Origin of the sequence: Archangium minus, from assembly GCF_044360475.1 — a bacterium.
GTDB lineage: Bacteria > Myxococcota > Myxococcia > Myxococcales > Myxococcaceae > Archangium > Archangium minus.
In genome coordinates, this window is the sequence record NZ_CP043494.1 from 10,942,448 (window position 1) to 10,959,741 (window position 17,294).

The 17,294-nt window shown below is 69.2% G+C and carries 15 protein-coding genes; 3 read left to right on the forward strand and 12 right to left on the reverse strand.

Annotation, left to right across the window (positions count from 1 at the left end):
• Window positions 1-23 precede the first annotated feature (23 nt).
• Window positions 24-644: a DUF4230 domain-containing protein gene (locus tag F0U60_RS44815; protein WP_395809549.1), complete on the forward strand. Its 621-nt coding sequence runs from the start codon at window positions 24-26 to the stop codon at window positions 642-644.
• A gap of 1 nt (window position 645) precedes the next feature.
• Here the strand turns inward: F0U60_RS44815 and F0U60_RS44820 are convergent, their stop codons facing one another.
• The 7 genes from F0U60_RS44820 to F0U60_RS44850 form a co-directional block, all read right to left on the reverse strand.
• Window positions 646-1,893, reverse strand: coding sequence for a tetratricopeptide repeat protein (locus F0U60_RS44820; RefSeq protein WP_395809551.1), 1,248 nt, complete (start codon window positions 1,891-1,893; stop codon window positions 646-648).
• A gap of 34 nt (window positions 1,894-1,927) precedes the next feature.
• Window positions 1,928-2,545, reverse strand: a complete 618-nt coding sequence (locus F0U60_RS44825; protein ID WP_395809553.1) for a TIGR02265 family protein — start codon at window positions 2,543-2,545, stop codon at window positions 1,928-1,930.
• Between the two features lie 99 nt (window positions 2,546-2,644).
• The gene (locus F0U60_RS44830) at window positions 2,645-3,259 is read right to left on the reverse strand and encodes a TIGR02265 family protein (protein ID WP_395809555.1); all 615 of its coding nucleotides are present in this window, start codon (window positions 3,257-3,259) and stop codon (window positions 2,645-2,647) included.
• A gap of 18 nt (window positions 3,260-3,277) precedes the next feature.
• Entirely contained in the window at window positions 3,278-3,901 is a 624-nt protein-coding gene (locus F0U60_RS44835) for a TIGR02265 family protein (protein WP_395809557.1), read from the reverse strand.
• A 300-nt stretch (window positions 3,902-4,201) separates the two neighbouring features.
• Window positions 4,202-4,885: an HAD family hydrolase gene (locus F0U60_RS44840; RefSeq protein WP_395809559.1), complete on the reverse strand. Its 684-nt coding sequence runs from the start codon at window positions 4,883-4,885 to the stop codon at window positions 4,202-4,204.
• A gap of 12 nt (window positions 4,886-4,897) precedes the next feature.
• On the reverse strand, window positions 4,898-5,524 hold the full coding sequence (locus tag F0U60_RS44845; RefSeq protein ID WP_395809561.1) for a TIGR02265 family protein: 627 nt from the start codon (window positions 5,522-5,524) through the stop codon (window positions 4,898-4,900).
• 159 nt (window positions 5,525-5,683) lie between these two features.
• Entirely contained in the window at window positions 5,684-7,753 is a 2,070-nt protein-coding gene (locus F0U60_RS44850; RefSeq protein WP_395809563.1) for a response regulator, read from the reverse strand.
• Window positions 7,754-7,832: 79 nt separating this feature from the next.
• On the opposite strand from F0U60_RS44850, the gene F0U60_RS44855 reads away from it, so the two are divergent.
• Both F0U60_RS44855 and F0U60_RS44860 read left to right on the forward strand, forming a co-directional pair.
• The gene (locus F0U60_RS44855) at window positions 7,833-8,639 is read left to right on the forward strand and encodes a DUF2270 domain-containing protein (RefSeq protein WP_395809565.1); all 807 of its coding nucleotides are present in this window, start codon (window positions 7,833-7,835) and stop codon (window positions 8,637-8,639) included.
• 65 nt (window positions 8,640-8,704) lie between these two features.
• Window positions 8,705-9,709 (forward strand): isocitrate dehydrogenase (NAD(+)), encoded by a 1,005-nt coding sequence (locus F0U60_RS44860; RefSeq protein ID WP_395809567.1) that lies wholly within the window; start codon window positions 8,705-8,707, stop codon window positions 9,707-9,709.
• An 89-nt stretch (window positions 9,710-9,798) separates the two neighbouring features.
• On the opposite strand, the gene F0U60_RS44865 is transcribed toward F0U60_RS44860, so the two are convergent.
• From F0U60_RS44865 to F0U60_RS44885, 5 genes are read right to left on the reverse strand one after another with little or no spacing between them, the layout of a single operon-like run.
• Window positions 9,799-12,945, reverse strand: a complete 3,147-nt coding sequence (locus tag F0U60_RS44865; protein WP_395809569.1) for an efflux RND transporter permease subunit — start codon at window positions 12,943-12,945, stop codon at window positions 9,799-9,801.
• 17 nt (window positions 12,946-12,962) lie between these two features.
• Window positions 12,963-14,570 (reverse strand): efflux RND transporter periplasmic adaptor subunit, encoded by a 1,608-nt coding sequence (locus F0U60_RS44870; protein WP_395809571.1) that lies wholly within the window; start codon window positions 14,568-14,570, stop codon window positions 12,963-12,965.
• Window positions 14,567-15,856 carry a TolC family protein gene (locus F0U60_RS44875; RefSeq protein ID WP_395809573.1) on the reverse strand — a complete coding sequence of 430 codons (1,290 nt, stop codon included), beginning with the start codon at window positions 15,854-15,856 and terminating at the stop codon, window positions 14,567-14,569. Before F0U60_RS44875 ends, F0U60_RS44870 begins: the two co-directional genes overlap by 4 nt.
• A 12-nt stretch (window positions 15,857-15,868) precedes the next feature.
• Window positions 15,869-16,855, reverse strand: a complete 987-nt coding sequence (locus tag F0U60_RS44880) for a M56 family metallopeptidase (RefSeq protein WP_395809575.1) — start codon at window positions 16,853-16,855, stop codon at window positions 15,869-15,871.
• Window positions 16,855-17,247: a BlaI/MecI/CopY family transcriptional regulator gene (locus tag F0U60_RS44885; protein WP_395809577.1), complete on the reverse strand. Its 393-nt coding sequence runs from the start codon at window positions 17,245-17,247 to the stop codon at window positions 16,855-16,857. Before F0U60_RS44885 ends, F0U60_RS44880 begins: the two co-directional genes overlap by 1 nt.
• Between the last annotated feature and the right edge of the window lie 47 nt (window positions 17,248-17,294).

The window sequence follows — 17,294 nt, forward strand, 5'->3', positions numbered from 1 at the left end:
CACAACGGCTAGAATGGCGGCCCATGCTGCGTCTCCTCCTGCGGGTGTTGCTCGTCGTTGTTGCCCTGGCCGTCGGGGCTGCGGGCGCCTTCCTCTGGCTCCGTCCCAAGCCCTCTGCCCTGCCCGACACTCCAGCGCTCGTCACCCGCATCCACGAGGTGGCCCGCCTGGAGACGCTCGAGGTGTCCCTCTACAAGAAGGTGGAGTTCTCTCCGGAGCCCCAGGCCACCAACTCGCTCTGGAAGGACGTCATCAACTGGGCGGCCTACTCCATCCATACGCCGCGCGGCCGCGCCATCGTCTTCGCGGACGTGCACCTCGGTTACGACTTCAGCCGGCTCCAGGGTTCCTCACTGCGCGTCCAGGGCACGCGTGTGGACGTGGCCCTCCCGCCGCTGGAGGTGAAGGTGGAGCTCAAGCCGGGCGAGACGGAGATCATCGGCTCCAACCTGGACAGCGCCCAGACGACGCTCCTCTTGGAAAAGGCCCGCGAGGCCTTCGAGCGCGAGGTGAAGGGCGATGCCCGCTTGAAGGAGCGGGCCCGGCGCTCGGCGGAGAACACGCTGCGCGTGCTGTTCCTCTCGCTGGGTTTCCGCGAGGTGAACGTGGTGGACGTGCTGCCGCCCGTGGCCACCGCGGGGTAGCTCAGGCGCGCTCGAGCCCGCCGTCCGCGAGGCGGAAGAGGCCGGCGATGCCGTCCGGGGCACTGCCCAACCGGGACAGTGACTCACACGCGGATGCGTCCGACTCACGGCACACCAGCGCGAACTCCCGGCGGCCCAGGTGGATGCGCAAGGGAACCTCGCCCGCGTGCAGCACGAGCCGCCGCCGCTGCTCCGCCGTGAGGAGCCGGGCCGCGTCGTACCCATCGCCCCCGGCCACCGCCCACAGGCCACTGAAGGACTCCGCGAGCACCACCTGCCCCTCGTCCAGCACCACGGGCCTCACCGGCGCGGGGTCCGCCTCCAGGTTGCGCCAGGCCCTCGCGTCCACCCCCTCCTTCGTGAGCCCGGCGGGTCCGAGCGACGCCTCGGGCAAGTAGTGCACGAACTCCGCGTCCTCCAGGACGTAGAAGACCTCGAGCCCCGCGGGCCCCTCTCGGTGGAGCGCCCCTGCGGCCTGCGCCGCGAAGCCAGCGGGCCGCAGCACCGGACGCACCCTCGTCTCCAGGGAGTGCGCCTCCCCAGAGAGTCCGGACAGGCCCTGGAGCCGTGCCACCAATCCCTCCACATACGTGGACAGGTCCTGCGTGCCGTCGTGGTAGGCGGCGTAAAGCGAGGCCACGTCCACGCGGCCCACTTCTCCCGAGGCCAGCCTCACCAGCAGATCCTTCCCCTGCCGTCGGCACGCCACCCGGGCCCGGTGCAGCGCGGCCAGCAGCGCGGCGGTGAACTCCGAGCGCAGCGCCTGAAGCCGGGGCACTGGTGCGGGCGGCACGTCCGCAGCTTCCAGCTCCGCCTGGAGCAACCGAGCATCCCCGTCGAGAGGATCGCCCTCCAGGACCTCCTCCACGTACGCCTGTGCCCGGCCGTGCTCGCCCCGCCGCAGGGCAAGCACGGCAAGCACCTTGAGGGCCTCTGGGTCTCCCGGATTGAGGACGAGCGCCTCGCGCAGCACAGCCTCCGCGTCACCCGAACGCTCCAGCCCGAGCAGCGCCCGCGCCAGCCCCAACCGCACCTGCACATCCTTTGGAAAGTCGCGCCGCAGTGACTCCAAGAGGCGCAGGGCTTCGCGCTCCGCACCCGCGTTCACCAGCGCGTGCGCCACAGCGAGCCTCAGCGTGGGCCCGGGCGTGTCCCGTGCCGCGGAGCGGAGCACGTCCAGCTCCACGTCGCTCAGGGGTTCACCGGCCTCCACCTTGCGGCGGATGTACTCCAGAGAAGAAGGGTCCACGAGGCGAAGTTTAGGCCGCCCGACGCCCCACGGCTTACTCCCAGGAGATGTCGAGCTCGCTATCCAGGTCGCCCGTCTTGCGTCCGACCACGCGCACGTTTCGGGCGCTCGTCTTCTCGAGAAACGCCATGAACACGCCCTCCTGGTAGGGGTAGGGCTTGAACTCCCGCTTCATGCTCCAGAGACAGCGCGTCTGCCCCAGCCACTGCAAGTGGTGCTCGCCGTAGCTCGCCCCGAACCGGTAGCAGGTGGGCACACTGGTCACCAGCAGCTTGGGACTGCCTCCGGCCACCATCAGCAACATCCGGCCCGCATGGGAGCTCAGGAAGACGTTCACGGCATGCCGGCCCAGCATCCGCAACCCCTCTTCGAAGCTCCCGTACCGCGCCGCCAGCGGCTCCATGGCAACAGAGATGATCCGCAGCTCCAACGCAGTGGGGTAGCTGAAGAAGTCCACGAAGTTCTCGTGGCCACAGGCCTCAAGGCAGCGCCGCACCAGCGCCTCGTCCCCGAGCTCCCGGACAGACTCCAACATGCCTCGCAGGAACATGCCTCGCACGGAGTCCTCAGGCGTCGCCAGCTCCAAGCGCCGCGCCAGGTCCAGCGCCCAGACATCCGGTGGCAGAGGGCCTGACTCCGCACCCGTGCTCATGCGTTCCCCTCGTCGATGGCACCAAGTCCCATCGCTCCGGGGAAGGAGGCTAACGGGATTCCTACCGCACGAGAAGTGACGACCTGTCGCTCCAGCCCCCTACTGCCAGGAGATGTCGTACTCGCTGTCGAGCACGTCCACCTGGCGGCCCACTACCTTCACCTTGCTGGCGTCCATGCGCTCGAGCATGGCCACCAGCATGCCCTCGTGGAAGGCAGCGGGCAGGAAGTCGCGCTTCATGGAGAAGCGGCAGCACTGCGGCCCCGTCCACTTCACCGAGCGCACCCCATTCACCGACACCTGGTAGGTCGACGGCAGGTTGTTCACCAGCCGCTTCGCCTCACCGCGCACCAGCACCTGCATGGTCCTCCCGGCCTCGGACTCCAGGAAGTCCATGGCCACGCAGTGCCCCATCAACCATAAGGCCTGCTCCACGTCCCCATGGCGCGCGGCCAAGGCGGGCATGGCGGCCGACAGCATCTGGAGGTGCTGCCGGATGGGGTAGTTGAAGAAGTCAAAGAAGCGGGCCTGCCCACAGGCGGAGATACAGCGCTTCTCCAGCGCCTCGTCCCCCAGCTCCCGCACGGCCTTCAACGCGCTCTGGAGGAACAGCCCGCGAGCCATATCCTCCGAGGTTGCCAGCGCCATGCGCTGTCCCCAGAACTGCCCGCCATCCCGGGGCGACACACTCCACGAGATCGCCGCGTTGATCATTCCCCTGCTCCCCTTGTCTCACTGCCAGCAGAAATCGCACTCGCTGTCGAGCCCACCCGTCTGCCGCCCACTCACCTGCACCTCACGCGCGCCCCACAACGTCAGCGACGTCTCCACCACCCCCTCATGGAAGGGGTGGGGCATGAAGTCGCGCTTCAAGGTGAGACGGCCGCTCGTTGGCCCCGTCCACCGTATCTCGTACTCGCCGAAGCTCACCGCCATGCGGTACGCCATGGGCAGCGCGTACAGCAGCTGCCTGGGGGTGCGCGGCGACAGCGACAGCATCACCCTTCCCGCCCCCACCCGAAGAAAGCGACTGGCCGCCAATCGCCCCAGTTGCCGCAGCGCCTGCTCGGCGTCCCCATACCGTTCCACCAGAAGGGGCAACGCCGTGGACACCATCTGACAGTGCTTCTGGACGGGGTAGCTGAAAAAGTCCAGGAAGCGCGTCTCCCCACTCTCCTCGATGCAGCGCTTCACCAACGACTCGGCGCCCATCGACTGCAGGACCTCCAGCGTCCCGTTGAACAGCATTCCCCGAATGGTGTCGTCTGATGTGGCCAGACTCCTCCGCCGCTCCAATTCCTGTGCCCAGGTGTCTGCCTTTACCCACTTGGTGCGTGCGGCACTACTCACGGCCATGTGTGTCCCCCTTGGCAGGAATCAGCCGCGCTGAGGAATGCCTATCCTAAATGTTTTGGGACGGCCTGTCAGTAGACCCCAGCCCAGCGAATGCTTTTCGCAGAGGACGCGAAAGCCGTCCCTCCCTCATCCACTCGCATTGTTGTATTGCAACAGCAGCGAACAAGGAGGGCATGTCTGTGAATGCTTTCTGCGCTGCAATGCTTTTCACGATTCCGATGGGATGGGATTCAAACAGCCACATCGGAGAATGGTCATGGGTGACCCGGTAGGTAGAGGCGTGTCTGGCTCACACCGGGCCTACGGCGCACCAAAGAGAAGCTGCTCGAACTCCGCAGGAAGCGAGGCGAAGTCAGGGATGACCCAGTGGGCACCGGCCTCACGCAGCACCTCTGCGGGAATGAGGGTGGTGACACCCACCGCGAACATGCCCGCCGCGCGCGCGGCGAGGATGCCATTCACGGCGTCCTCGAAGACGACACACGCGGAGGGGTCCACCCCGAGGGCCTTCGCAGCGGCGAGGAAGGCGTCTGGGGCGGGCTTGCCCCGCTTCACGTCCTCGGCGCCGACAACCTGGGAGAAGAACGGGCGCAGCGCCAACCCGTCGAGCACGAAGGCCCGGTTGGCGTGGGGCGCGGCCGAGGCCACCGCGAGCTTCAAGCCCGCACCGCGCAGGCGCGTGAGGAACTCGTGGCCACCGCGCAAGAGCCGCAGGTGCGGCGCGTAGAGCTCGCGGTAGTGGGACTCCTTGCGCTCCTCCAGTTGGACCAACTCCTCGGCGGAGACAGGCCGGCCGAGCAGCGCGGGGATGATCTCCGCGTTGCGCCGGCCGTTGAACTCCCGCTCGAAGCGCTCGGCGGACGACTCGAGGCCAAGGCTCCGGGAGAAGGCCACCCAGGCCTGGACGTGGAAGCGCATGTTGTCGACCAGGGTGCCATCCATGTCGAAGATGGCGGCGGAGAGCGGACGAGACGGGAGGCTCATGGCCTCCCCCTATCACGCCTCCCAGGAGACGTCGTAGTCGCTCTCGAGCGTGGAGAGCTGATGTCCGCGCACCTGGGCCCCGCGCGCATTCACTTTCCGCAGCACCCCCAGCAGCACCCCTTCATGGAAGGGGTAAGGCATGAACTCGCGCCGCATGGTGAGCCGGCCGCTCGTCGGCCCCGTCCACAAGACGGAGCGCACCCCAAAGCTCACCGAGGCCCGGTACGCCGAGGGCAGGTGGCCCACCAGCCGCTTCACGTCTCCCTTGGCCAGTAGCTGCAGCGCCATGCCCGCCGCGGAGGCCAGGAAGCTCTCCGCCGCCTTGTACCCGAGCTGCCGGAGCGCCTCGTCGAAGCCGCCGCAACGCGCCTCCAACATCCTCGCCGCGGTGAACACCATCCGCAGGTTCGCGCTGACGGGGTAGATGAAGAAGTCCACCAGCTTCTCCTCCCCGCTCGCCCGCTGGCAGAGGCGCACCGCCTCCTCGTCTCCCAGGGTCCGCACTGCGTCCAACGTGGCTCTCAGAAACATGCCTCGCGCCGTATCCGACGGTGAGGCCAACGCCAGGCGCTGAGCCAGGTCCTCCTCCGAGCCAGAGGGAGCCTCTGGCCACCAGACCCGGTCATCGCTGACGTGCATGAGAACCCCCTGCCGAGTTGAGGAACCGAGCATGGGGGGACACTGTATCCACTCCCTCCGCCTTCGTCAGGCGAGGCAACGCACACCCAGCCGAGGCAATTCACACCCAGCCCCGTCTGTCATTGAGCCTGAAGAAATACATCCCCGGTGTCCAACGATTCACGCCGGGGCATGAGAGGCGCCAGCGGTGCTGGAACCGCCACCACTGCCAGATGGGGGAGACTCCGACTGGCCGAGAAAGTCATCGAGTGCGCCCACGTCGATGGGCTTGCGGAACACGGCGTCCACCAACGCGAGGTTGGAGCGGTTCTGCCCGCGCACGTCCATGCCCGTGACGATGGCCAGCAGCGCTTGCGGTGAGCGCTTGCGCAGCTCGCGTGCCACCTCCCATCCGGAGAGGTCCGGCATCACCGCGTCGAGCAGCGCGGCATCGTAACGGCGCTCCTCCCACATCTTCAGCGCCACATCGCCGCTGTGAGCCACCTTGACGTCGTACCCCTCCTCGCTGAGCACCTCCGCCATCATTCGCGCGTTGTCTGGATCGTCGTCCACCACCAGCACCCGGCGTGTCTGCTGGAAGCGCCGCGGGCCCGCCGTTGGCCCTCGCCCCGCTGCTGCCTGCTCCGCTTCCTCCGAGGACCTGGCCAGCGGCAGCCGCACCACGAAGGCCGCCCCATGCCCGCCGGAGAGGTTCTCCACCGACAGCTCGCCGCCCCAGCGCTGCACCTGGTTGCGCGCCACTGCCAGCAGCAGCGAGAGCTGCGGCGCCCCCGCGTCGCGGTTGAGCGGGTCGAACATGCGCGTCATGTCCTCCGTGCCGTACGGCGTGGCGTGGTCCTCCACGCGCAACAACACCCAGCCGTCCGACTCCGTCCGCGTCTCCACCCGCACCCGCCCGCCCACGTCACCCAGCCGCTCCCGCTCGGCCAGCAGCAGGTTCACGACCAGCTCGCGGAAGAAGCCTGGATCCGCCCGCACCGCCCCCGGGTCTCCCAGGTGCAGTTCCACGGATACCGGGTGCTCGCGCTGCTCCAGCTCCGCGCGCGCCAGCTCCAGCGCCTCGCGCACCGTCGCGTCCACCTGCACGTCGGAGATCTGCTCCTCGGTGCGCTGCACGTTGAACTCCTGCAGCCGAGCCACCAGCTCGCCCACCTGGCCCACCGTCTTGTCCAACGCGTCCAGGTGCTCGGGCTTGAACTCGCGCCGCAAGAGGGTGATGCGCAGCCGCAGCACGTTGAGGAAGTTGTTGAGCGCGTGCGCCGCACCACTGGCGAGCTGTCCCAGCGCCTGTGTGCGCGTGCGCTGCAGCAGCCGCCCCTGCAACCGCCGCAGCTCGCCGTGCGCGCTCACCAGCGCCTTCGTCTTGTTGGCCGCCTCCGTGCGGTCGGTGAAGGTCTGGATGACGCCTGCCAGCTCGCCCCCCTCCTCCCAGACGGGCGTGGCGCTCATCTCCAGAGAGGCCTCGCCCCCGCCGGGCCGCTCCACCACCATCATCACCCCGCGCACCGGCCCGTGCTCGCGCAGCGCCCGCATGAAGGGCATGTCGCTCACCTTGAAGGGCTCGCCGCCCGGGTGCCGCGCATTCACCTGGGTGAGCACCGCCGACAGCGACGTCTGTGAGCGCGAGCCCACCACGGCCCGCATGGGCACACCGATGAGGCGGCTCACCGGCGGCGTGGCGAAGGACACGGTCCCGTCCATCTCGGCCAGGAGGATGCCCACCTCCACGTGGTGCAGCACCGACTCCATCACCGCCGCCTCGCGAAAGCGCACCTCCTCCGTCTTCAGCACCCGCGCGAAGGAGGCCTGCGCCGAGGCGTGCGCCTCGCCCACCAGCTCCACGATGAAGGTGGCCACCTCCGGCTCCAACAGGCCGTTGCGCTTGGCGTAGACATAGAGGAGCACCTCCTCCAGCGCCTTGAACTCACGCGCCAGGTCCTCCGAGTCGAAGCGCTGATCGTACCGGCGGGCCCCGTGCGAGCGCACCACCTCCGGCCAGAGGCGCAAGGCGTCTGTCCCTCGGTCCCTGAGCAGGCGGACAAGCTCATCCATCATCCCGCGCAGGGGGGCACGCAGGTTGCGCCCGGGGATGTCCAGTTCGTACGTCTCCGCCCGGATGCGCTTGGCCCACAGGCGCACCACGCGCTCCTCCTCCTCTTCGAGCAGTTGAAGCAGGGCGGCCACCGGGTCCACAGGCAGCGGGGTGTCTTGGAGGAAGGGAATGGCCATGGTTCCTCCGGGAAAGGGTGGGCATGGTGGGCCGGTCTGGCCAGCCGCTCGCCCGGGGTACCTCAAGGGAGGGTCGAAGATGGCAAGCGACGGCAGCGAGCGCGACAAGAACGAGTACGAGGCGCCGTCGCTCTCGGACACGTCCATGGCTCAACTGTTCCGCGGCGAGCTGAGCCGGTCGGACACCTGGCGTTCACGTCTGGACAACACCACCAACTGGTCCCTCACCACCACCGCGGCCGTCATCTCCTTCGGCTTCTCCTCCACCGCGTCCCACGTGGTCTTCATCGTGGGCATCTGGATGGTGGTGTCCTTCCTGTCCATCGAGGCGCGCCGCTATCGCTATTACGACTTGTGGATGAGGCGGGTGAGACTCTTGGAGGAGGGCTACTGGATTCCCATGCTGCGCCGGGAGCCGGCGGACCCCGACTCCCTGCGCGAGCTGGTCAGCCTCATGGAGCGGCCCCAGCTGCAGCTGTCGGTCTTCTCCGCCATCTCCACCCGCCTCAACCGGGCCTACGGGCCCATCCTGCTGGTGCTGACCCTCTCCTGGTTCGTCAAGGTGTACAGCCACCCGGCCGCGCCCAGGGACTTCGGAGACTTCGTGGAGCGAGCCCACGTGGGCCCCCTCCACGGAGGGGTGGTGATGGCGTTCCTCTTCCTGCTCGTGCTGGTGTTCACCTACCTCTTCGTGGCGTCCTTCTTCACCCGGGCCCCGCTGGGAGAGCTGCGCAGCCGGCCGCGCGGGCGCCGCTCCACCCTGTGGGAGTCCTTCTACCGGCCGTATGCCACCCTCGCCCCGCGCCGCCGCGGCCGGCGTACCCCTCCGGCAGGCCCCAAGGGGCCTCCGCCCACGCCTCCCATCCAGACTCCACCCATGCATTAGCCAGGCTGGACCCAGGGCGTTTTCGCCCTTTCGGGCCCCTGCCTTTTGTGCTTGAAGCGCGTGACATGGCGAATACGCGTACGGTCACGGTCATCAATGGTGATGGAATCGGCCCCGAGGTCATGGCGGCCACCATCCGCGTCCTCGAGGCCCTCAAGGCCCCCCTCGAGTTCGAGTTCAAGGACGCGGGCACTGAGGTCATCGCCAAGTACGGCACCAACCTGCCCCACGAGACGGTGGAGGCGGTGCTGCGCAGCGGCGTGGCGCTCAAGGGCCCCACGGGCACCGTGGTGGGTGGCGGCATGGCCTCGGCGAACGTGGGCCTGCGCAAGCGCCTGGACCTGTACTCCTCGCTGCGTCCGGTGAAGAGCGTTCCCGGAGTGAAGACGCGCTACGAGAACGTGGACCTGGTGGTGGTGCGCGAGAACACCGAGTCGCTCTACGCGGGCCTCGAGCACATCATCGTCCCGGGCGTGGTGGAGTCGCTCAAAATCATCACCGAGAAGGCCTCCACGCGCATTGCCCGCTTCGCCTTCGAGTACGCCAAGAAGAACGGTCGCAAGAAGGTGACGAGCGTCCACAAGGCCAACATCATGAAGCTGTCGGATGGCCTCTTCCTCGACTGCACCCGCAAGGTGGGCCGGGAGTACCCGGAGATCCAGTACGAGGAGGTCATCATCGACAACATGTGCATGCAGCTGGTGAAGGACCCGACGCGCTACGACGTGCTGGTGATGGAGAACCTGTACGGTGACATCGTCAGCGACCTGTGTGCGGGCCTGGTGGGCGGCCTGGGCCTGGTGCCGGGTGCCAACATCGGCGAGCGCACGGCGATGTTCGAGGCGGTGCACGGCACGGCGCCGGACATCGCGGGCAAGGGCATGGCCAACCCCACGGCGCTGATGATGTCGGCGGTGATGATGTTGGACTGGCTGGACCTGAAGGACGAGGCGCGCAAGTTCGAGAACGCGCTGCACAAGGTCCACGGCGAGAGCCGGGCGCGCACGGGAGACCTGGGTGGCAGCGCCACCACGCGCGAGTTCACCGACGCGGTCATCGCGGCGCTGTAGTCAAAAGCAAGCAACACCCCTCTCCCCCCGGGAGAGGGACGGGGTGAGGGTATCGAGCCCACTCGGGTTCTACCCTCGCCCCACCCGTCTCACCCCTCGCCGGACACCAGGTGTGCACGAACCACGGGTGACCTGCCGTAGAGGAGGAAGAGCACCGGCACCACCAGCATGTTGAGGAAGGTGGAGGAGAGGAGCCCTCCCAGGATGACCACGCCCATGGGGGCCTGGATTTCATTGCCCGCCTCACCACCGGCGATGACGAGCGGCACCAGCGCGAGCCCCGCGGACAGGGCCGTCATGAGGATGGGCGCCAGGCGCTCCATCGAGCCCTGCACCACCGCCTCGGGCAGGCTCTTCCCCTCCTCGACCATCAGGTGCTCGAAGTGGCTCACCATGAGGATGCCGTTGCGCGTGGCGATGCCGAACAGGGTGATGAAGCCCACGAGCGAGGCCACGCTCACCACCCCCGAGGTGAGGGCCACCGCCACCACCCCGCCGATGAGGGCCAGCGGCAGGTTGATGAGGGTGAGGAGCGCATTGCGCACGGAGTCGAAGGCCACCACCAGCAACAGGAAGATACCCACCACCACGCCCACGCTGAGCAGGGCGATGCTGCGAGCCGCCTCCTCGGCGCTCTCAAATTGGCCGCCGTAGACGAGGAAGTACCCCGTGGGGAACGACACCTCGCGGGCGACCCGGGCCCGCAGGTCGTCCACGACGGCGGACAAGTCCCGCCCCGCCACGTTGGCCTGCACCACCATCTTGCGCTGCACGCCCTCGCGGCTGATGGTGTTCGGGCTGGATGAGCGCGAGAGGTTCGCGAGCATCTTCAGCGGGATGCGAGGCCCCGCGGGCGTGTCGATCAGCGTGGAGGAGATGGCGTCCAGGTCCGCCCGAGAGGCGTCGTCCAGGCGCACCACGAGCTCCACCGCGCGCTGCCCCTCCAGCACCGAGCCCACCGTCTGCCCGGCGAAGGCCCGCTCCACCGCCTCAGTCACCTGGCCCGTGGTGAGGCCGTAGCGCGCCACCGCGTCCCGGTCAGTGCGAATCTCCAGCTCGGGAATGTCCACCTGCTGCTCGATGGAGACGTCCACCGCGCCCGGGGTGCCCTCGGCTACCTTCTTCACCCGCTCGGCCAGCTCCCGCAGCTTCTCCAGGTCGTCCCCGAAGAGCTTCAGCGCGATGGCGGACCGGGAGCCCGAGAGCATGTGGTCGATGCGGTGGGAGAGCGGCTGGCCGATGGTGATGACGGCCCCCGGCACCTGGGCGAGCGACTTGCGCATCGCCTCCAGCAGCGCCTCCTTGCTGCGGTGGCTCTTGGAAAGGTCCAGGCTCACGTCGAGCTCCGCCGCGTTGACATCCTGGGCGTGCTCGTCCAGTTCCGCGCGGCCCGTGCGACGGGAGGTGGACACCACCTCGGGGAGGGCCAGCAGCGCCTGCTCCACCCGGCGGCCGAGCTTGTCCGACTCCTCCAGCGAGGTGCCCGGCAGGGTGACGACGTTGAGGGTGAGCGTGCCCTCGTTGAACTCAGGCAGGAAGGCGCGCCCGAGGAACGGAATGATGGCGAGCGTGGCCAGGAAGGCCAGGCCGGCACCGGCGAGGATGGCCTTAGGCCGTGCCAGCGCCCAGGCGAGCAGTGGCTGGTAACGCGCCTTCAGCCAGCGCAGCACCCCCCCTTCCTCGTGGCCCAATGAGCGGGCGCGGGGCAGCAGGTACGCGCACAGCGCGGGGGTGACCGTCACCGCCACCACCAGGGAGGCGGTGATGGCCACGATGTACGCCAGCCCCAACGGCGCCAGCATCCGCCCCTCCAGCCCCGACAGGAAGAAGAGCGGCACGAAGACGAGGACGATGATGAGGGTGGCGAAGACAATGGAGCCGCGCACCTCCACCGAGGCCCGGTAGATGACCTCGAAGGCGGAGCGGCGCTGTCCCTCGGGCAGGTGCGCATTCTCCCGCAGGCGCCGGAAGACGTTCTCCACGTCGATGATGGCATCGTCCACCAGCGCGCCGATGGCGATGGTCAGCCCGCCAATGGTCATCGTGTTGAGCGTGACGCCAAACGCCGCGAGCGCCAGCACCGCCACCACCAGCGACAACGGAATGGCCATGAGCGAGATGAACGTCGCCCGCAGGTTCATCAGGAAGACGAGCAGGATGACGGCCACGAGGATGGCGCCATCGCGCAGCGCCACGGACACGTTGTGCACCGCCACCGAGATGAAGTCCGACTGCCGGAAGATGTTGCGGTTGATGACCAGGCCCTGGGGAAGGGTGCGCTGGATGTCATCGAGCACCGTGTCCAGACGTCGAGTGAGAGCCAGAGTGTTGGCGTCCGGCTGCTTCATCACCGCGAGGATGACGGCGGGCTCCGCGTTGGCACTGCCCTCGCCGCGCTTGGGCTTGGGCCCCACCCTCACGTCCGCCACCTGTCCCACGGTGATGGGATGACCCGCGCGCACCGTGACGACCGTGTTGGCGATGTCCCCCGCCCCCTGCGCCCGTCCCACCGCCCGCAGCAGGTATTCCTGCCCGCCCTCCACGTAGAAGCCACCGGAGGCGTTCTGGTTCGTCGTCCGCAACGAGTGCGCCACCTGCTCGACGCTGACATCGAGCGCCTGGAGCGCCTCGGGCCGCAGCAGCACCTGGTACTGCTTCACCGCCCCGCCAATGGGGACGACCTGGGACACGCCCGCCACGGACAGCAGACGCTTGCGCAACACCCAGTCCGACAGGCTACGCGCCTCCATCATCTGCGCCTCGCGCCCCGCCTCGTCCCGCGCCAGCGCGGCCTTGTCCCACGAGACGGACAGGAAGAGGATTTCTCCCATCACCGAGGAGATGGGCGCCATGGAAGGCGGCGGCACGTCCGGCGGGAGCTGCGCGGCGACGAGCTGCAGCTTCTCGTTCACCACCTGCCGCGCGGTGTAGATGTCGGTGCCCCACTCGAACTCCACCCAGACGATGGAGATGCCCACCCCGGAGGCCGAGCGCACCCGACGCACGCCCGTGGCGCCGTTCACCGACGTCTCGATGGGGAAGGTGACGAGCGTCTCCACCTCCTCGGGCGCCAGCCCATGCGCCTCGGTGACGACGGTGACGGTGGGCGCGGTGAGGTCCGGAAAGACGTCCACCGGCATCTTCCGGGCGGTCTCCACCCCGAGCACGAGCAGCAGCACACAGGCCGCCACCACCAGCAGGCGGTTGTCGATGGACCAGCGAATGAGGCGATTCATGGTCGTGGTGCTCCGACTCAGTGCTGGTGGCCGTGCTCGGGGATGGCGCCCGTGGCGGTGGACAGCTTGATTTCGTAGGCCCCACGGGAGACGACCCGCTCGCCCTCCTTCACGCCCTCGAGCACCTGGACGTAGCCACCGGAGCGGACCCCCACCTGGATGGCGCGCTTGAAGAAGGACTCACCGCCCTCCATCACGAAGACGGTGGGCTTGCCGTTGTCGTCCACGACGGCCGATTCGGGAATGGCCACCCCGCGCAACGTCTGCCCTGTGTAGAGCGTCACCTTGGCGAACATGCCGGGCTTGAGGACACCGTCGGGGTTGGGCAGCTCGAAGATGACCGGCACCGTGCGCGTGGCCCTGTCCACCACTGAGCCCACCGCAACCCGGCGCCCCGTCTTCTCGTCCACGGAGAACGCATGCTCGAAGCCCGCCACGGAGAAGGAAGCCCCGGGCGAGCGCTCCACCCTGGGCGCGTCCGCCTCGAACACGCGGGCCTCCAGCCACAACCGTTCGGGGTTGACCACCGACACGAGAAGCCGGCCCGCCTCCACCACGGCTCCGGGGATGACATCCGCGAAGGACACCACCCCGTCCACTGGAGAGCGCAGCTCGAAGGCCGTGCCACCAGGGCCCGCCGACCCGCTCTGGGTGCTGCGGTAGAGCGCGAGCTGACGCTCGGTGGCCGCCACCCGTGCCACCGCCACCTCGTGCGCCACCCGCGCCGCATCGAGCTGCTTCTCGGGGATGGCCTTGCCCGCGAACATCTCCTCCGCGCGCTTCGCCTCCCGCTCCGCGAGCCCCAGCTCCGCCTTCGCGCGCGCCGCCTCCATCTCCACCGAGGCCAGGTCCGTGCCGCTCGCCGAGCTGGTGGGCACCAGCCGCACGAGCACCTCGCCCTTGCGCACGCGCTGCCCCAGGTGCACCACCTTGTCACCCACGGAGACGCGCCCTGCCACCGGAGCGGCCAGCTCCGCGGACTGGCCCGCCACGGGCTTCAGCTCTCCGTTGGCGCGCACCCCGCCCTGGAGCACGCGAGACTCGGCCGGCGCTGTCGCGTATTGCGTCTTCCACTGCTGCTCCTTGAGGAAGGGCACCGCGGCCCCGCCCTCCTCCTCGGGCGGTGTGGCGGCCACGGCCGCGGCGACCGTGGGGTACACCACCACCTTGCCCACCTCCACGGTGCCCGCCACCTGCTCGCCCTCGAGCCTCAATGTGAGCGTGCCCTCTCCCGCCTTCGTGGGCCGCACCTCCGGCTTGAAGATGCCGTCACGCAGGAGCTTCTCGGCCACGAAGCGCTCCTCCGTGCCATCCGCGTAGCGCAGGGTGGCCGTCACGCGCCCCTTCGTCACCACGTGGAAGCCGTTGGGGTCGCGGGCGTCGGTGAAGTGGGCCACCAGCGGCGAGGGCTGGCCCACGACGAACGCCGGGTACTCCATGAAGAGCTCCAGGCCCTCCTGGTAGACGGTGACGGACTCATCCGGGCGCTCCGGCTCGCTGGCGGCTCCGTGCTCGTGGCCATGCTCATGGCCGTGGCCAGTGCCATGCTCATGCTCGCTCGGGGCCCGCTTGCAGGCCGGCATGCACGCCAGGCAGAGGACGAGAAGAAGAGGGCGGCTCATCATGGGGTGGCACTCCGGGGCGTGGCGCTGTCGTAGGCACCCGCGAGAAGAAGAAGGTCCGTCTCCGCCTCGAGCAGGGAGACGGCCAGCTCGACGGTGGTGAGGCGCGCCTCACGGGCAGCACGCTCGGCATCGACCAGGACGAGGAGCTCGGCACCTCCACCCCGGTAGGCCGTCGCGGCGATCCGCCGCAGCTCCTCCGCGCGCTCGAGCACCTCGGTCCGGTGCCGCGCCAGTCGCTCCCGTCGGCCGAACACCGCCTCGAGAGCAACCGCGAGCCGGCTCCGAGCCTCGTGGAGCAGTGCCGCGAGGCGTGCCTCGGAGAGCCCCTGGCGCGCTCGAGCCCGGGCCGCATCGCCCTGCCGGTGCTCGAAGAAGGGCAGCGGCAGCTCCACGCCCACCACGTACCCAACCCCGGCCCCCGGCAGTCCCACGTCGAGGAATTGTGCCCCCGCCTGCACGGTGGGCTCTGGAATCCAACCCCGGCCCGCCGCGCGCCGGGCGGCCTCCGCGCCATGGGCTTCGAGCGCGAGGGCGCGCAAGTCGCCACGCCGCTCCTCGAGCCGAGCCAACAGCAAGGCCCCCTCCGGCTGGGGCCGCTCCACCAGCAGCGAGCCCTCGAAGGGGGGCAGCACCGTCACCTCGGGCCCAAGGAGTCGCAACGCCTGGGCCTCGGCCTGACGCGTGTCCAGCTCGGCGCCGCGCAGCGCGTCCCGCACCGTCGCTGCCTCCAGCTCGATGCGCAGCCTGTCATAGCCCGCGGCCTCCCCCGCCCGCTCGCGGGTAGCGATGGCCTCGGCCAGGCGCCCCAGCTGGGCGAGTGACTCCTCGAGAATGCTCCGACGCTCCCGGGCCGCCAGCACCGCGGCGAAGGCCCGTGTCGCCTCATGACGCAAACCGGCCCGGGCCCATTCGTGCCGCGCCTCGGCGGCTCGTGCGTGCTGCTCGGCGGCCTTCGCCTCCAGGCCCAGTCGTCCGGAGAGCACCAGGGGAATGGAGGCCCTCAACACGTCCTGACTCTCCCCTTTCCGTGTTCCGGAGCTCGTCTTCTGGCGCTCCCACTCCAAGGAGGGGTTGGGCCACAGGCCGACGCCCACGGCTTCAGCGCGGCCGAGCCGGGCCTCCTGCTCGGCGACACGCGCCTCCAGGCCCGACTCGAGCACCCGCGTGACGTACTGCTGCTCATTGAGCGCGGGCTGGGCCAGGGCCGTACCGGCCAGCAGCAGCAGGGCGATACTACCAGCGATAGTAGAGGAAGCCGGACCTGCGGGGAGCGAGCGCATGCTCATGGCCTGGGGCCCTCAGAAGAGGAGATGGAGCGCCGTCTCCACCGCATGGTGGAGGAAGGAGGTGTAGGCGACTGCGAGCAGCCCAGCGGCGAAGGCCATGACGCCCGCGACGCGAAGGGCCTGTGCCGAGGTGGCTCGCGCCTCCTCATCGAGCAAGAGCCGGACACGCCGCTCCAGCGCGAGGGCCCCGAAGGCGGGCATCTCCCCCGCTACGTTGGAGAGCCGCCGCTGCAGGGTGGCCACCTTGACGAGCGCGCCCGCCACCAGCCCACCATCCCCCACCGCCGCCGCCGCTTCGGCATCGCACGCTTCCTCCGCGGCCGTCTGGTAGGCGGCCACGCACGCCCGAGCGAGGAACGGCACGGCGAAGAGCCCGGCCACCCCGAGGAGCAACCCGAGCAGCGGCTCTCGCCGGCGCAGGTGGGCCTCCTCGTGCGCCAGTGCCGAGCGCACCTCCTCCTGGGTCAGCGCCTCCTCCAGACTGGCTGACAGCAGGATGCGTCGGCGCACGAGTCCGACCGCATGGCAGAGCCGTGGAGCCCCAGGCACGGCGACGATGGGGAAGAGCCCGGGGCGCGGAGTGCCGAGCGACTCGAGGGCGGACAGCCGCGCGCGCACCCGCAGCAACCGGAGGACGACGTCCCCGGCACGGAAGAGGAACACGGCGAGCGAGAAGGCGCCCACCGCCGCGAGGACGGGCCGCACCGTCGCCGTGTGGAGGAAGCAGAGGTGGACGTGGTGCCCATGGCCCAGACAGTGGTCATCCGCCAGCCCGAGCGCGGCGGCAAGCGGAGGAGCGGCCGCGGCGGCCACCACGCCCACCGAGGCCAAGGCGGGCAGCGTCCCGAGCACGAAGGCCAGGTCCGCACGAAGCGCCGGAACACGCTGCAGCGCCCGCGCACGAAGCATCAGGAGTGTTGGCCAGACGAGCAGGGAGACCGCCGTCCCGACGAGGGCCGCCGTCGCCGCGCACTCCAGGAGGAAGGCCAGGGTCGCCATCACTCGCGTCTCCGGCGCCGCTGGGTGATGAGCTGCGCCAACCGGTCGAGCAGCCCCTCATCGACCTGGGCCGCCGCATCGACGAAGGCGGAGAGCGCGACGTCGCCGTGGGCCTGGAGGATCTCCGTCGCCAACCCGTCCGCGAGCGCCTTCTCGAACTCGCTCTTGCTGAGCGCGGGTGCGTACCGCCAGGCCGGGCCGTCCTTCTCACGAACGAGCAGCCCCTTGCGGTGGAGCCGGTCCATCGTGGTCATGATGGTGGTGTAGGCCCGCTCCTCGGCCCCCGTCATCCGGTCACACACCTCGCGGGCCGTCACCGGGGCATGGGCCCAGATGACCTCCATCACAGCCGATTCCAATCGGCCCAAGGGCTCCCAAGTGCGCTTCTTCACGAGGAGTTGGAGTATCCCGCTCGTCCGCTACTACCGTCAATAGTACG

Coding starts and splice junctions, on each gene's coding strand:
- F0U60_RS44880 (WP_395809575.1), bottom strand. CDS start 16,855: ATGGCGACCCTGGCCTTCCTCCTGGAGTGCGCGGCGACGGCGGCCCTC.
- F0U60_RS44830 (WP_395809555.1), bottom strand. CDS start 3,259: ATGATCAACGCGGCGATCTCGTGGAGTGTGTCGCCCCGGGATGGCGGG.
- F0U60_RS44860 (WP_395809567.1), top strand. CDS start 8,705: ATGGCGAATACGCGTACGGTCACGGTCATCAATGGTGATGGAATCGGC.
- F0U60_RS44845 (WP_395809561.1), bottom strand. CDS start 5,524: ATGCACGTCAGCGATGACCGGGTCTGGTGGCCAGAGGCTCCCTCTGGC.
- F0U60_RS44855 (WP_395809565.1), top strand. CDS start 7,833: ATGGCAAGCGACGGCAGCGAGCGCGACAAGAACGAGTACGAGGCGCCG.
- F0U60_RS44840 (WP_395809559.1), bottom strand. CDS start 4,885: ATGAGCCTCCCGTCTCGTCCGCTCTCCGCCGCCATCTTCGACATGGAT.
- F0U60_RS44865 (WP_395809569.1), bottom strand. CDS start 12,945: ATGAATCGCCTCATTCGCTGGTCCATCGACAACCGCCTGCTGGTGGTG.
- F0U60_RS44850 (WP_395809563.1), bottom strand. CDS start 7,753: ATGGCCATTCCCTTCCTCCAAGACACCCCGCTGCCTGTGGACCCGGTG.
- F0U60_RS44825 (WP_395809553.1), bottom strand. CDS start 2,545: ATGAGCACGGGTGCGGAGTCAGGCCCTCTGCCACCGGATGTCTGGGCG.
- F0U60_RS44870 (WP_395809571.1), bottom strand. CDS start 14,570: ATGATGAGCCGCCCTCTTCTTCTCGTCCTCTGCCTGGCGTGCATGCCG.
- F0U60_RS44875 (WP_395809573.1), bottom strand. CDS start 15,856: ATGAGCATGCGCTCGCTCCCCGCAGGTCCGGCTTCCTCTACTATCGCT.
- F0U60_RS44835 (WP_395809557.1), bottom strand. CDS start 3,901: ATGGCCGTGAGTAGTGCCGCACGCACCAAGTGGGTAAAGGCAGACACC.
- F0U60_RS44815 (WP_395809549.1), top strand. CDS start 24: ATGCTGCGTCTCCTCCTGCGGGTGTTGCTCGTCGTTGTTGCCCTGGCC.